This is a genomic window from Primorskyibacter flagellatus (assembly GCF_014638275.1).
Lineage (GTDB): Bacteria > Pseudomonadota > Alphaproteobacteria > Rhodobacterales > Rhodobacteraceae > Pseudooceanicola > Pseudooceanicola flagellatus_A.
In genome coordinates this window covers 720937-733432 of record NZ_BMFJ01000002.1, presented here as the reverse complement: position 1 = coordinate 733432, position 12496 = coordinate 720937, and the positions used below count along the sequence as shown (strand labels likewise).

The 12496-nt window shown below is 68.1% G+C and carries 15 protein-coding genes; 6 read left to right on the top strand and 9 right to left on the bottom strand.

Annotated elements, in window-relative coordinates; genetic code table 11:
- Positions 1–7: 7 nt before the first annotated feature.
- Positions 8–1186 (bottom strand): aminotransferase class I/II-fold pyridoxal phosphate-dependent enzyme, encoded by a 1179-nt coding sequence (locus tag IEV87_RS17900; protein WP_229737694.1) that lies wholly within the window; start codon positions 1184–1186, stop codon positions 8–10.
- Between the two features lie 105 nt (positions 1187–1291).
- Positions 1292–2620, bottom strand: coding sequence for an amidase (locus tag IEV87_RS17895; protein WP_188479174.1), 1329 nt, complete (start codon positions 2618–2620; stop codon positions 1292–1294).
- A gap of 81 nt (positions 2621–2701) precedes the next feature.
- On the opposite strand from IEV87_RS17895, the gene IEV87_RS17890 reads away from it, so the two are divergent.
- Positions 2702–3916 carry an FAD-dependent monooxygenase gene (locus tag IEV87_RS17890; RefSeq protein ID WP_188479173.1) on the top strand — a complete coding sequence of 405 codons (1215 nt, stop codon included), beginning with the start codon at positions 2702–2704 and terminating at the stop codon, positions 3914–3916.
- A gap of 87 nt (positions 3917–4003) precedes the next feature.
- Here IEV87_RS17890 and IEV87_RS17885 read toward each other — a convergent pair whose 3' ends face one another.
- The 4 genes from IEV87_RS17885 to IEV87_RS17870 all read right to left on the bottom strand — a co-directional run bounded on the left by IEV87_RS17885 (position 4004) and on the right by IEV87_RS17870 (position 6746).
- The gene (locus IEV87_RS17885; protein WP_188479172.1) at positions 4004–4195 is read right to left on the bottom strand and encodes a Trm112 family protein; all 192 of its coding nucleotides are present in this window, start codon (positions 4193–4195) and stop codon (positions 4004–4006) included.
- Positions 4192–4848, bottom strand: coding sequence for an LON peptidase substrate-binding domain-containing protein (locus IEV87_RS17880; protein ID WP_188479171.1), 657 nt, complete (start codon positions 4846–4848; stop codon positions 4192–4194). Before IEV87_RS17880 ends, IEV87_RS17885 begins: the two co-directional genes overlap by 4 nt.
- 26 nt (positions 4849–4874) lie before the next feature.
- Positions 4875–5807: a thioredoxin family protein gene (locus tag IEV87_RS17875; RefSeq protein WP_188479170.1), complete on the bottom strand. Its 933-nt coding sequence runs from the start codon at positions 5805–5807 to the stop codon at positions 4875–4877.
- Between the two features lie 150 nt (positions 5808–5957).
- The gene (locus tag IEV87_RS17870) at positions 5958–6746 is read right to left on the bottom strand and encodes an exodeoxyribonuclease III (RefSeq protein WP_188479169.1); all 789 of its coding nucleotides are present in this window, start codon (positions 6744–6746) and stop codon (positions 5958–5960) included.
- 111 nt (positions 6747–6857) lie between these two features.
- Here IEV87_RS17870 and IEV87_RS17865 point away from each other — a divergent pair, with 111 nt between their 5' ends.
- On the top strand, positions 6858–7169 hold the full coding sequence (locus tag IEV87_RS17865; RefSeq protein ID WP_188479168.1) for a hypothetical protein: 312 nt from the start codon (positions 6858–6860) through the stop codon (positions 7167–7169).
- Between the two features lie 54 nt (positions 7170–7223).
- Here the strand turns inward: IEV87_RS17865 and msrA are convergent, their stop codons facing one another.
- The 3 genes from msrA to queG form a co-directional block, all read right to left on the bottom strand.
- Entirely contained in the window at positions 7224–7730 is a 507-nt protein-coding gene (gene msrA / locus IEV87_RS17860; RefSeq protein ID WP_188479167.1) for a peptide-methionine (S)-S-oxide reductase MsrA, read from the bottom strand.
- Entirely contained in the window at positions 7727–8176 is a 450-nt protein-coding gene (gene msrB, locus IEV87_RS17855) for a peptide-methionine (R)-S-oxide reductase MsrB (protein ID WP_188479166.1), read from the bottom strand. Before msrB ends, msrA begins: the two co-directional genes overlap by 4 nt.
- Before the next feature lie 109 nt (positions 8177–8285).
- Complete coding sequence (queG, locus tag IEV87_RS17850) at positions 8286–9311, bottom strand: tRNA epoxyqueuosine(34) reductase QueG (protein WP_188479517.1); 1026 nt, start codon at positions 9309–9311, stop codon at positions 8286–8288.
- 138 nt (positions 9312–9449) lie between these two features.
- Between queG and IEV87_RS17845 the strand changes: the two genes are divergently transcribed.
- The 4 genes from IEV87_RS17845 to IEV87_RS17830 are packed head-to-tail and all read left to right on the top strand — an operon-like array spanning position 9450 to position 12462.
- Positions 9450–9983 carry a MarR family winged helix-turn-helix transcriptional regulator gene (locus IEV87_RS17845; RefSeq protein WP_188479165.1) on the top strand — a complete coding sequence of 178 codons (534 nt, stop codon included), beginning with the start codon at positions 9450–9452 and terminating at the stop codon, positions 9981–9983.
- Entirely contained in the window at positions 9970–10590 is a 621-nt protein-coding gene (locus IEV87_RS17840) for a gamma carbonic anhydrase family protein (RefSeq protein ID WP_188479164.1), read from the top strand. The genes IEV87_RS17845 and IEV87_RS17840 overlap by 14 nt, the downstream gene beginning before the upstream one ends.
- Positions 10587–11207: a glutathione S-transferase family protein gene (locus tag IEV87_RS17835; RefSeq protein WP_188479163.1), complete on the top strand. Its 621-nt coding sequence runs from the start codon at positions 10587–10589 to the stop codon at positions 11205–11207. The genes IEV87_RS17840 and IEV87_RS17835 overlap by 4 nt, the downstream gene beginning before the upstream one ends.
- A gap of 7 nt (positions 11208–11214) precedes the next feature.
- Positions 11215–12462, top strand: coding sequence for a PhzF family phenazine biosynthesis protein (locus IEV87_RS17830; RefSeq protein ID WP_188479162.1), 1248 nt, complete (start codon positions 11215–11217; stop codon positions 12460–12462).
- The last annotated feature ends 34 nt before the right edge of the window (positions 12463–12496 follow it).

Below are 12496 nucleotides of genomic sequence, written 5' to 3'. Positions count from 1 at the left end.
CTCGTCCTTATTGGTAGAGATGGTTCCGCAGGGTGATCAGCGCCTGCGCCATCTCGTCTTTTGGGGTCACCATTGCGACCCTGATATAGGGTTTTCCGGGGATTTCGCCGTCGACATCCCGGCTCAGATAGGCGCCGGGCAGGACCCGGACGCCGGTTTTTTTCCACAGCTCCAGCGCGGCCTTTTCGCCGTCTTCGACCGGAAGCCAGAGGAAGAAGCCCCCCTCGGGGCCCTGATAGCCGGGCACGCCGTCGAAAATACGATCGGCCTCGGCGAATTTCTCCTGATAGAGGGCGCGGTTCGCGACCACGTGGGTTTCGTCGGCCCAGGCGCGTTCCGCGACCTTCTGCAGCGGCAGGGGCAGCGGCGCACCGGAATAGGCGCGGTGCTGGCGCAGGCGCTTGATGCTCTCCGGCCCGGCGGCCAGGAAGCCCGAGCGCAGGCCGGGCAGGTTCGACCGTTTGGACAGGGACTGGAAGATCACCACGCGCTCGGGATCGACGCCCATCTCGTCGGCCACCTCAAGGATGCCGACGGGCGGATCCTTGCGGTAGATCTCCGAATAGCATTCATCACTGAACACGGTGAAATCGTGCTTTTCAGCGAGCGCCAGCAGGTCTTTCCAGTAGCCGCGATCCGCCACGGACCCCTGCGGGTTGGCGGGGGAACAGATATAGGCGGCGGTGGCGCGGTCCAGCATCTCGGCCGGCAGCGATCCGTAGTCGGGCAGGAACCCGTTCTGCCGGGTGGCGGGGACGAACACCGGTTCGGCCGCGACGGAAAGCGCGCCGATCATGTAGACCTGATAGAAGGGGTTGGGGATCAGGATCGTGGGCGTCTTGCCTGATTTCGTCTCGGGCAGCAGCGCCATGGCGGCATTGTAGAGCCCTTCGCGCGAACCGTTCAGCGTCATGATCCGGTCCGGCCCGACGCTCACGTCATAGCGCCGCGCGATCCAGTCCGAAATGTTCTGCAGCAGCTCCGGCGTGCCTTCGTTCGGGGGGTAGACGGAGAAGCCGCCGACGTTTTCGGCCAGCACCTGCGGCACCCAGTCGGGGAAGGCGTGCTTCGGCTCTCCGATCGTCATGTTCACGACCGGTCCGCCGGGGGCATGCGCATCCAGCAGCGCACGAAGGCGCGGGAACGCATAAGCCGGAAGGTTCGAAAACCGCTCGGGGAACATCAATACTGCCTCAGGATCGGGATCGTTTTCGCCCCGTTTGCCATGAAGTTACCCAAATCTTGTGGCCGCGTCCAGCGCCGCGACCATCCAAAGGGGGCTTTGTGGCATTTAGGACAGGGCGATTTCCGCCGCCGCTCCGATCCTGAGCAGCGCGTCCTCACCCATGGGTTTGCCGAGGAACATGATCCCGCAGTGATGCACGCCGGTCGGCAGGGTCAGCGCGGCAAGGCCGAGCATGTTGCCGACACGCGTGTTGCGCAGGGCCAGCAGGTTCTCGGTCACGTAGTAATCGTGGTCCGACATCATCCGCGCGGTCTGCGGCGGCAGGATGGGCGAGGTCGGGGCGAGCACGGCATCGTATCGCGCGACGCGGGCGTTCCAGGTCCTGCGCGCCTTGTCGATGACGGCCCATGCGGCGGTGTAGTCGGGGGCGGAGTGTTTCGCGCCGGAACGGAAGCGTTCGAGGATCTCCGGGAACATCTTCTCCGGATGCGCCTCGATCACGTCGCGCCACAGGCCATAGGCCTCACCGGCGAAGACCACGCCCGAGGTGGCGAGCGATTCCGCCACCTCTGGCGCGTCGAGCGGTTCGATTTCCGCGCCCGCCGCCTTCAGCTTTTCGACGGCGGCAAGGTAGGCATCGCGCGGTTCGTCGCGGATCTGGTCAAGGACAGAGGTCTGAAGCGTCGCAAAGCGCATCCCCTCGACCGAGGCGCCGCGCAGGTCCGGGGCGGCTGCGTTTTCCATCAGCGCGGTCAGAAGGGCGGCGTCCTCGACGGTACGGCAGAGCGGGCCGATGGTGTCGAACTTCAGGCAGAGCGGTACGGTCCCTTCCAGCGTCAGTTTGCCGGAAGTGGTCTTAAGCCCGACAAGGTCGTTCCAGGCCGAGGGGATGCGCACCGATCCGCCCGTGTCAGAGCCGATTCCGGCCGCCGCCAGCCCGAAGGCGACCGAGGCCGCGGCACCGGAAGACGACCCACCCGGCACCAGGTCCGCGTCGTGCCGGTTCGGCGGCGTGGCGGTCACCGGGTTGATGCCGATGCCGGAAAAGGCGAGTTCGGACATATGCGTCTTGCCCAGGCAGACCAGCCCGGCGGCGCTGGCATTGGCCAGAACGCGGGCGTCGGTGTCGGGCGTGCGGCCGCGCAGCAGGGCGGAGCCAGCCTCCGTCGCTGTGCCCGCCGTGTCGAACAGATCCTTCCAAGAGATCGGCACGCCGTCCAGCAGCGACTTGCGCGTGCCGGCGGTGGCGCGGATGGAGGCCGCCTTCGCCTCAGACCGCGCGCGGTCGGGGGTGACGCGGGCATAGATGCGGTCGCGGTGCTTGTGGGCGTCGATGGCGTCAAGAAAGACCTCTGTCAGGTCCACCGGGTCGATGCCCCCCGCGCCGATGCCCCGGCCAAGGTCAGCCGCGCTCATCCACCGCCATTCATCCATCTTCCGCCCTCCGCGATTTGCCGCGACGGTAGCGGCAGCGCGGCGCATGGACAATCCCGGCGAAGGGGTCATATTCCCGGCATGGACCATGACAGCGATATCCTGATCACCGGCGGCGGGCTGAACGGCCCGGCCACCGCGCTTGCCCTGGCCCGCGCCGGGTTCTCGGTGACGGTGATCGACGCGCTGCCGGGCGACGTCCGGGGCGACGCGGGCTTTGACGGGCGGGGCTATGCTCTGGCGCTCGCCTCCGTCCGGCTGCTGCGTCGGATCGGGGTGTGGGACCGTGTGGCGGACAACAGTCAGCCGATGCTTGAGATCAAGGTCACCGATGGCCGCGCCGGAGAAGCACCCTCGCCCTTCTTCCTGCACTTTGATCATGCCGAGATCGAAGAAGGCCCCATGGGCCACATGGTCGAGGATCGCTACCTCCGCCATACGCTGTCCGATGCGCTGGCCGCTGAAAGCCGCATCACCCTGCACAACAACGAGACGGTGGTCGACCAATCGGTCCAGCCGGGTGGCGTGACGGTGACGCTCGGTTCGGGGCGGACGCTCACGGGGGGGTTGCTGATTGGCTGCGACGGGCGCGCCAGCGGCACCGCGGCCCGCGCCGGGATCCGGCGGACGGGGTGGGGCTACGGCCAGACGGCGCTGGTCTGCGCCATCGCGCACGAGAAGCCGCACGGCGGCGTTGCGCATCAGCTGTTCCTGCCGCCCGGACCGCTCGCCATCCTGCCGCTGCCGGGCAATCGGAGCTCCATCGTGTGGAGCGAGACGGCGCAGCGCGCTGCCGCGATCCAGGCCTTGGACGACGCCGGGTATCTCGAGGTGCTCCGCCCGCGTTTCGGCGATTTCCTCGGGGAGATTTCTTTGGCGGGGAAACGATTTACCTATCCGCTCAGCCTGTCGCTGGCCAACAGCTTCGTGGCGGATCGTGTCGCGCTGGTCGGGGATGCCGCGCACGGGATGCATCCGATCGCGGGGCAGGGGCTGAACGCCGGTCTGCGCGACATCGGCGCGCTTGCGCAGGTGCTGGGCGAGGCGAGGGCGCGGGGTGAGGACTTCGCCGCCATCGACGTGCTGCGCCGGTATCAGGAGTGGCGGCGGTTCGACACGGCGGCGCTCGCGCTGGCGACGGATATGACGAACCGGCTGTTCTCGACCGACAATCCGCTGCTCAGGGCGGTGCGGGATGTCGGTCTGGGTCTGGTGAATGCGCTGCCGCAGGCACGGCGCGGGTTTATCCGGGAAGCGGCGGGGCTGACCGGAGAGCTGCCGGAATTGATGCGTTAGGCAGGTGCCGGGCTTGAGCCCGGCCTGCGCATGGATCCATCGTCGCGCGGACCCGTAGGGCGGGCCTCCGCCACATCCGAACCGACATCAGGCGTCGAGAACCCGTGCCTCGTCCACCAGCATGATCGGGATCCCGTTGCGGATCGGAAAGGCCAGACCGGCGGCCTTGGACACCAGTTCCTGCGCCTCCGCGTCATAGCTCAGCGTGGTGTGGGTCTGCGGGCAGATCAGCGTCTCAAGCATACGGCGGTCGAACAGGTGTCCGGTGTCTTCGGTCATTGCATCACTCCGGTGTCTCCGCCCCCTCTTAGCGCGTATTCGATCAGGGTCACCAGAGTCTCGCGCCGCGTCGACAGCGACGGTGCCTCGAGCAGGGCCTGCTTGTCCTCCGGATCGAAGGACAGCAGCATGGAGAGGGAGTTGATGAGAAGTTCGTCCTCCGCCTCCTTCATCGTGTCCCAGTCGGTGTCCAGCGCGCGTGCGGACATGTAGCGTTTGAGCAGGGACAGGAACTTCGGCCGGTCGAAGGCGGGATCCTTGTCGCAGTCGCCCAGATCGCGGTCGAACCCGGTCCAGGTCACCCGCGCCCGGCGATAGGGGGTAAAGCCCGTCACCTCCTCCGCCACCCGGAAGCGGGAGATTCCGGCCAGCGTCACCATGTACCGCCCGTCGGAGGTCTCGGAGAACTGGGTCAGCCGCCCGGCACAGCCAATCACGTGCAGCGGCGGGCCGCCATCGGGGGCCTGCGCCTTGGGATTGGGGTCAGGTTGCACCATGCCGATCAGCCGGTGCGATGTCTTGAGCACGTCATCCAGCATCGCCAGATAGCGCGGTTCGAAGATATGCAGCGGCAGCCGGGTGCGCGGCAGAAGCAGCGCCCCGGGCAGGGGGAAGACGGGGATCACCTCGGGCAGATCGGCGGCGCGCATCATGGGGCTGAGCTAGCGCGGCGCGCGGCTCAGGCAAATATCATCGAGGAGAGTTTCCGCCGACCCGCCAGCGCGACCGGATCCTTGGGATCCAGCGCCTCGAAGATCGTCAGCAGCTGTGCCTTGGCCGCGCCCTCGTTCCACTCCCGGTCCCTGCGGAACAGGTCGAGAAGCTGGGTCACCGCGCCTTCGACATCGCGATGCGCGTGCATGGCCTTGGCCAGGTCGAAGCGCGCCTGAAGATCGTCGGGATCGGCATCGACCTTGGCCTGAAGTTCTGCCACCGGACCGGCCTCCGCCGCCTGCCGGGCAAGCGCGATCTGCGCGTGGCAGGCCTCAAGCTCCGGCGTCTTGCTGATCTCGGCGGGGGCGCCGTTCAGCGTCGCCTCCGCCTCGTCGATCCGGTCGAGCGCGAGGTAGCAGCGCACCAGCCCGGCATAGGCCTTGGCATGCAGCGGGTCCTCCTGCAGGATCGCGGCGAAGGTGTCGGCGGCGTCCTGCACCTCGCCCTGTTCCAGCATCTCCTCTGCGGCCAGAACCGCATCGTCCAGCCCGCCCGAGGCATCGCCGCCCCCGGCTTCGACCGCGCGCTTGATGAAGGCGTCGATTTCAGACGCAGGCACCGCGCCTTGGAACATGTCCACGGGCCGCCCCTTCACGAAGGCGACGACGGTCGGAATCGACTGGAGCGGCAGTCCCTGCTGCGCCAGCGCCTGGGCCAGCCGCTGGTTCTGGTCGACGTCGATCTTGGCCATCCGGACCGCGCCCTTCGCCTTGGCGACGGCGGTTTCCAGCATCGGGCCAAGCGTCTTGCACGGTCCGCACCAGGTGGCCCAGAAGTCGACGATCACCGGCACGTCCATGGAGGCGTCGATGACGTCGGCCATGAAGGTCTGTTCGGTGACGTCCTTGACGAGGTCTCCGGCGGCGGGGGCTTGCGGCTGTGCGCCCAGTTCGATCATTGCGTCCTCATATCCTTGTCCGGCAGGCCGCGCCCGCCGTGGTCAGCCCCAATATGGACCTCCCGCCGGGACAATCCAAGCGCTCCCCCGGCTTCATCTCGCCAAAAATATCCCCGCCGGAGGCCTCCGCGGCCCCCGCCTGCGCGGCGATCAGAGGTCGAAGGTCGCCAGAACCGGTGCGTGGTCCGAGGGTTTCTCGTAGCCCCGGATGTGCCGAAGCACCCGCGACCCGTGCCCGGCGTTCGAGATGTCGGGCGTGGCCCAGACGTGATCCAGCCGCCGCCCCTTGTCCGCCGCGTCCCAGTCCGACGAGCGGTAGGACCACCAGGAATAAAGATTGCCGTCGGGGATGTCCTGCCGGGTGATGTCGACCCATTTGCCCGCGTCCTGCGCGGCGCCCAGGTGGTCGACCTCCACCGGCGTGTGGCTGACGATCTTCAGCAGCTGCTTGTGGTTCCAGACGTCATCCTCGCGCGGAGCGATGTTCAGGTCACCGACGAGGATCGCCTTTTCGGGGCGTTCGGCGTGGAACCAGTCCCGCATCTCCGTCAGGTAGTCGAGCTTCTGGCCGAACTTCACGTTGACCTCCCGGTCGGGCACGTCGCCGCCGGCGGGGACGTAGAAGTTATGGATCGTGACGCCGTTCTCCAGCCGCCCGGCAATGTGGCGGGCATGGCCGAGCGAGGCGAAATCCCGGTCGCCCACGTCCTCGATCGGCAGCTTGGACAGGATCGCGACGCCGTTGTAGCCTTTCTGGCCGCGCGCGATCATGTGAGTGTAGCCGAGGTCGCGGAACTTCTCGACCGGGATCCTGTCGACGGGCGATTTGCACTCCTGCAGGCAGAGCACGTCCGGGCTCTCCTCCTCCAGCATCCGCACGACAAGCGGTTCGCGCAGGCGGACGGAGTTGATGTTCCAGGTGGCGAGGGTGAAGGGCATGGCGTCGTCTCCGGTCTGGTCGGGGACGGGGTAGCACGTCTGGCGCGGGCGGCCATCCGGAAAATCCCGGTCGTTCACGGTTCGTCAGGACCCTGCTGACAGGATGGTGCCATGGCAGAGGTCCGTCTGGTTGTCGCAATGGGTCTGGTCGGCGGGCTGGCGCTCGGCTCGCCGCTGCTGTCGCTGGTCAACCTTCCGGTGGCGGGCGACGGGGTCTTGCTGGTGCTGACGCCGCCTTGGCGCGACTCGCTGCCCATCGTGGAACGGGCGGGCGGTCGGGCCATCGGGGTCGGGTCAGGCCCGTTCGGCCGGTTCGCCACCGGCGAGGGCCCGGGCTTCGCCACCCGTCTCCGCGCAGCCGGGGCCTGGGCGGTGGTCGATGCGGATGCTCTGGCGGCGCTGTGCGGCGTGTCGCCCGGGTAGGGGGCCGCAGCCGGTCTCTTCCCGGTTGCGACCTCTCGTGTGCCTGGATCGGACCTATTCCGCCGCGCGTTTCGGCAGGACCCAGTCGGGGCGCGGGAAGTGGCAGGTGTAGCCGTTCGGGATCCGCTCAAGATAATCCTGATGCTCCGGCTCTGCCTCCCAGAAGGCGCCGACCGGCTCAAGCTCCGTCACCACGCGGCCCGGCCATATGCCAGAGGCGTTGACGTCGGCGATCGTGTCCTCGGCCACGGCCTTCTGGTCCTCGTCCACGTAGTAGATGGCGGAACGATAGGACAGGCCGATGTCGTTGCCCTGCCGGTTCAGCGTGGTCGGGTCGTGGATCTGGAAGAAGAACTCCAGCAGCTGCCGGTAGGTGATGCGCGCAGGGTCGAACATGATCTCGATCCCCTCGGCATGGGTGCCGTGGTTGCGGTAGGTCGCGTGCTCCACGTCCCCGCCGGTATAACCGACGCGGGTTCTCGTGACCCCCGGCAGCTTGCGGATCAGGTCCTGCATGCCCCAGAAGCAGCCTCCGGCCAGGACGGCGCGGTGTTCGGTCATCGGATATCCTCCACCTGGTTGATGTAGTCGGCGTAGCCTTCGGCCTCCATCTCAGCCTTCGGGACGAAGCGGAGCGAGGCCGAGTTGATGCAGTAGCGCAGGCCGCCCCGGTCGACAGGTCCGTCCGGGAAGACGTGGCCGAGATGGCTGTCGCCGTGGGAGGACCGGACTTCGACCCGGATCATCCCGTGCGACGTGTCACGCAGTTCCGTGACGTGGGCGGGTTCGATCGGCTTGGTGAAACTGGGCCAGCCGCAGCCGCTTTCGTACTTGTCGGACGACGCGAAGAGCGGTTCGCCGGAAACGATGTCGACGAAAATGCCGGGGCGCTTTTCGTTCAGCAGTTCGCCGGTGCCCGGGCGTTCGGTGCCGCTTTCCTGGGTGACCCAGTACTGTTCCGGCGTCAGGCGGGCGATGGCGTCGGGATCCTTGGTGTAGGCGGTCATGCGGTCCTCCGGATGGTTGTGCGCATCATATGGCGGTGCGGCGGCGCGGTCCAACGGATGCTACAGCGCGTTGACGGTTGTTTGATCGCAGGCGCAGATCCGGGCCGGATCACAGCCGTGCGGCCGCCCATTGCGCGGCCTCTGCAACGGTCGGGTCGGGGTCGCCGGTCAGGGCCTGCGCAACGGGCCGCAACGCGGGGTCGGCGGAATTTCCGATCGCGTAGAGCACGTTTCGCACGAAACGGTCGCGCCCGATCCGCTTGACCGGAGAGCCGGAGAACAGCGCGCGGAACCCCGCGTCGTCCAGTGCGGCAAGGTCGGCGAGGCGCGGCCCGGTCAGGTCGTCGCGGGCGTGATACTTTGTTTCCGAGGCGACCTGCGCAAACTTGTTCCAGGGGCAGACGGCGAGGCAGTCGTCGCAGCCATAGATCCGGTTGCCGAGCAGGGGGCGCAGCGCCGGGTCGACCGGCCCGTGGTGTTCGATGGTGAGGTAGGAAATACAGCGCCGCGCATCCAGTTGGTATGGCGCGGGAAAGGCGTCGGTCGGACAGATGTCGAGACAGGCGCGGCAGCTGCCGCAGTGGTCGGCTTCGGGCGCATCGGGTTCCAGCTCTGCCGTGGTGAAGACGGAGCCGAGGAAGGCCCAGCTGCCCAGATCACGGCACACCAGATTGGTGTGCTTGCCCTGCCAGCCCAGCCCGGCCGCCTGCGCCAGCGGCTTTTCGGCCACCGGCGCGGTGTCGACAAAGACCTTCACCTCCGCCCCCGATTCTGTCACCAGCCAGCGCGCCAGCCGCTTCAGCCGTTTCTTTACGACGTCATGGTAATCCCGGTTATGCGCGTAGACCGAGATGGCGGCGCGGTCGCGGTTTTCCAGCGCGGCGAGGGGGTCGGTGGCGGGGCCGTAGTTCTCGGCCAGCATGATGACAGACCGTGCCTCGGGCCAGAGCGCGGCCGGATTGCCGCGCCAGGCCATGCGTTCCTCCATCCAGCGCATCTGGCCGTGATGACCCTGCTGCACGAAGGCCGCCAGCCGGTCGGGGACCTGCGGGATGTCGCCGGGGCGGCAGATGCGGCAGGCGTCGAAGCCTTCGGCTGCGGCCTGCGCGACGAGACGGGGTTTCAACTGGTTCATTTGTGCCATGCGGTTGTCCGGGCGCAGGGTGTGGCATGGGCCCGGGCGGGGCAAGGGGAGATCCGGTTTCCCCGGCAGGGCGCGGGGATGCCAAGGGAATCATTTGAATTCGGCGTATGTTACATGCATACATAGTGCATGAATGAGTCGCTGATCGCCAATCACCTCGGTGCCCTCGCCGTCTGCCTGACGGACCGCCTTTCCGTGACCGCTCCGCTGTCGGACAGTTCGCGCGCCCTGCTTGAATCGCTGTACTTCCGGGGGCCGATGCCCGCCACCAGCCTCGCCGCCATCGCCGGGCTTGCACAGCCGTCGGCGCAGCGCGCGCTCGACAAGCTGCGGCGGCAGGGGCTTGTGACATGGGACGCGCAGGGCCGGTCGCGTCCGGTGTCGCTGACCGGAGAGGGGCGCGACCGGGCGGAGGCGCTGGTCGCCCTGCGGGACCGGGTCCTGCGGCAGGCGACGACGGCCCTGTCCGCTGACGAACAGGCGACGTTGGCCCCGCTGCTGGAACGGATGCTGGCCGCCCTCACCACCTCGGCGGAGGACGCGCGGCACATGTGCCGGTTCTGCGATCATGCCCTGTGCAACGGACCCGCCTGCCCGGTCGGCGAAAAGGCCCGGTCGCTTTCGTGCCAGACCTCTGAAGGAGACGCAGATGATCCTGCCTGACGGCCCCCTGCGGCCCAAGATCCACCCCTCTGCCCGCATCGCGCCAACCGCCGTCATCAGCGGTGACGTCGAGATCGGGCCGGACGTATCGGTCGGGTTCGGCGTGGTCATCACCGCGGAATCCGGACCCGTGCGCATCGCCGGCAAGGCGGTCATCATGGACGGCGCGATCCTGCGCGGCCTCCGTGGCTGCCCGCTGACCCTGGGGGAAAACGTGCTGGTCGGACCGCGCGCGGTACTCAACGGCTGCGAGGTCGGGGCAGAGGCCTTCATCGCCACCGGTGCGACGATCTTCAACGGCGCGGTGATCGGGGCCCGGGCAGAGGTGCGGATCAACGCCATCGTGCACCTGCGGACCCGGCTGGCCGAGGGCGCGATGGTCCCGCTTGGCTGGATTGCCGTCGGCGACCCCGCGCAGATCCTGCCGCCGGACCGGCACGAGGAGATCTGGGCGATCCAGAAGGGTTTGGATTTCCCCGGTTTCGTTTTCGGCGTGGATCGCCCCGGCGCGGGCCGGACGATCATGCCCGACGTGATCCCCCGCTATGCCGCCATGCTGATCCGGCGGCACGCGGGCGACGCGGGCGGGGAGCGTGCGTCGGAATGAAACTCCTCGGACATCCGTCCACGATCAACACCCGCAAGGTCCTGTGGACCTGTGCCGAACTCGGCCTTACGCCGGAAACCGAAGACCGGGGGGGCGGAACGGCGTCGACACTGGACCCGGCGTTCCTGGCGATCAACCCCAAGGGACTCGTGCCCGTCCTCGTCGACGGGGATCTCGTCCTTACCGAATCCAACAGCATCTGCCGTTACCTCGTGGCGCGCGAAGGGCGGGCGGATCTGCTGCCCGCCGATCCCGCCGGACGGGCCGGCGTGGAAAGCTGGATGGACTGGCAGGCGACAGAGTTGAACAGCGCGTGGCGGTACGTCTTCATGGGCCGCGTCCGCAAACATCCCGCCTTTTCCGACGCCGAGGCGCAGGCGGCGAGCGTTGCGGAGTGGAACCGGCTGATGACCCTTCTCGACACCCGCCTCGTGGCCACGGGTGCCTACGTGACCGGACCGCAGTTCACCCTTGCCGACATCGTGCTCGCCGTCTCGGTCAACCGATGGGAGATGACTCCGATGGAACGTCCCGACCTGCCCGCCGTCTCTGCCTGGATGTCGCGCATGGCGGATCGCCCCGGTTTCCGGTCGCATTGCCGCAACGCCATTCCTTGAGGTCCCGATGATCGTTCACCGCATCTCTGCCTTCACACAGGGGGGCGCCGGGGGAAATCCCGCCGGTGTCGCGCTGCTCGACGGACCCGCGGCGGCCGCTGACATGCTGCGCACCGCTGCCGAGGTCGGCTATTCGGAGACCGCCTTCCTCTGTCCGGAGGGCGATTCCTGGCGCATCCGCTACTTCGCGCCCGAGACGGAGATCCCCTTCTGCGGCCACGCGACCATCGCCACCGGCGCGCATCTGGGCGCAACCTTCGGCGCCGGGGTCTACCGGCTGATCCTCGCCGGTGGCGACACGGTGGAGGTGGAGACCGCCGCGACGACGGACGGATGGTCCGCCGCCTTCCGCTCCCCTCCGACCTGGTCCCGTGCCATGCCGCCCGGCCTGCTGGCAGAGCTTTTGGCCCTGTTCGGTCTGGACGACGATGACCTCGACCCCCGGCTGCCTCCGGCCCTGATCCATGCCGGGGCCACCCATCCCCTGATTGCGCTGCGCAGGCGGGACCGGCTGTCGCAACTCGGCTACGCTTTTGACCGGGGGCGGGCGATCCAGCAGCGCGACGGCTTCGCGACCATCCATGTCGTCCATAGCGAAACCCCCGTCCTGTTCCACGCGCGCGATCCCTTCGCCGTCGGCGGTGTCTACGAAGACCCGGCGACCGGAGCGGCCGCCGCCGCCCTCGGGGGATACCTGCGGGATATTTCGTGGCCCTGCGACGGGGCGTTCGAAACGATACAGGGCGCGGATTTCGGCCGGCCGTCCCGCATCGCCGCCAGCTTCGGACCGGAACGCGGCTCTGCCGTACGCGTCTCGGGCGAAACCGCGCCACTGTCCCCGCCGCTCAAAACCGGCGGAGGGGAGGACGGCTGGCTCCCGGTCTTCTTCTACCGCCTGCACATGGACATCCCCGCCCTGTCCGCCCGCGGGCTGCGCTGCGTCTCAGCGGGACCGGCGTTGGCCGCGGACCATCGGGTCGTCCTGGGCGCGAAGGCCGTTCTGGCGCCGGAGCCCGGCGCGAGGTCGCCGGGAGTGCTGGCCTTCCTGCCGCGCAGCGACCTCGCGGCGCTTTACGCCGATCTGCCGGACTACACCGAACGGCCCGTCACGGTCACCGGTCCGGGCCAGCACGGCCCGGTCGATGCCGTCACGATGATCGGACCGGACGCGGCGACGCAGGGTGCCGGAAACGACGATTATGTCCGGCGATACCACGCGCTGTTCGCGCAACTGGGGCTTGGCGCCCTTGGGTAGGGTCGCGGCGTCCGTGCGCGGGCTATTGCGATGA

What these genes read in the sequence shown, in the direction of transcription:
- IEV87_RS17895 (WP_188479174.1), bottom strand. Translation starts at nt 2,620, where the DNA reads ATGGATGAATGGCGGTGGATGAGCGCGGCTGACCTTGGCCGGGGCATC.
- IEV87_RS17890 (WP_188479173.1), top strand. Translation starts at nt 2,702, where the DNA reads ATGGACCATGACAGCGATATCCTGATCACCGGCGGCGGGCTGAACGGC.
- IEV87_RS17885 (WP_188479172.1), bottom strand. Translation starts at nt 4,195, where the DNA reads ATGACCGAAGACACCGGACACCTGTTCGACCGCCGTATGCTTGAGACG.
- IEV87_RS17880 (WP_188479171.1), bottom strand. Translation starts at nt 4,848, where the DNA reads ATGATGCGCGCCGCCGATCTGCCCGAGGTGATCCCCGTCTTCCCCCTG.
- IEV87_RS17875 (WP_188479170.1), bottom strand. Translation starts at nt 5,807, where the DNA reads ATGATCGAACTGGGCGCACAGCCGCAAGCCCCCGCCGCCGGAGACCTC.
- IEV87_RS17870 (WP_188479169.1), bottom strand. Translation starts at nt 6,746, where the DNA reads ATGCCCTTCACCCTCGCCACCTGGAACATCAACTCCGTCCGCCTGCGC.
- IEV87_RS17865 (WP_188479168.1), top strand. Translation starts at nt 6,858, where the DNA reads ATGGCAGAGGTCCGTCTGGTTGTCGCAATGGGTCTGGTCGGCGGGCTG.
- msrA (WP_188479167.1), bottom strand. Translation starts at nt 7,730, where the DNA reads ATGACCGAACACCGCGCCGTCCTGGCCGGAGGCTGCTTCTGGGGCATG.
- msrB (WP_188479166.1), bottom strand. Translation starts at nt 8,176, where the DNA reads ATGACCGCCTACACCAAGGATCCCGACGCCATCGCCCGCCTGACGCCG.
- queG (WP_188479517.1), bottom strand. Translation starts at nt 9,311, where the DNA reads ATGAACCAGTTGAAACCCCGTCTCGTCGCGCAGGCCGCAGCCGAAGGC.
- IEV87_RS17845 (WP_188479165.1), top strand. Translation starts at nt 9,450, where the DNA reads ATGAATGAGTCGCTGATCGCCAATCACCTCGGTGCCCTCGCCGTCTGC.
- IEV87_RS17840 (WP_188479164.1), top strand. Translation starts at nt 9,970, where the DNA reads ATGATCCTGCCTGACGGCCCCCTGCGGCCCAAGATCCACCCCTCTGCC.
- IEV87_RS17835 (WP_188479163.1), top strand. Translation starts at nt 10,587, where the DNA reads ATGAAACTCCTCGGACATCCGTCCACGATCAACACCCGCAAGGTCCTG.
- IEV87_RS17830 (WP_188479162.1), top strand. Translation starts at nt 11,215, where the DNA reads ATGATCGTTCACCGCATCTCTGCCTTCACACAGGGGGGCGCCGGGGGA.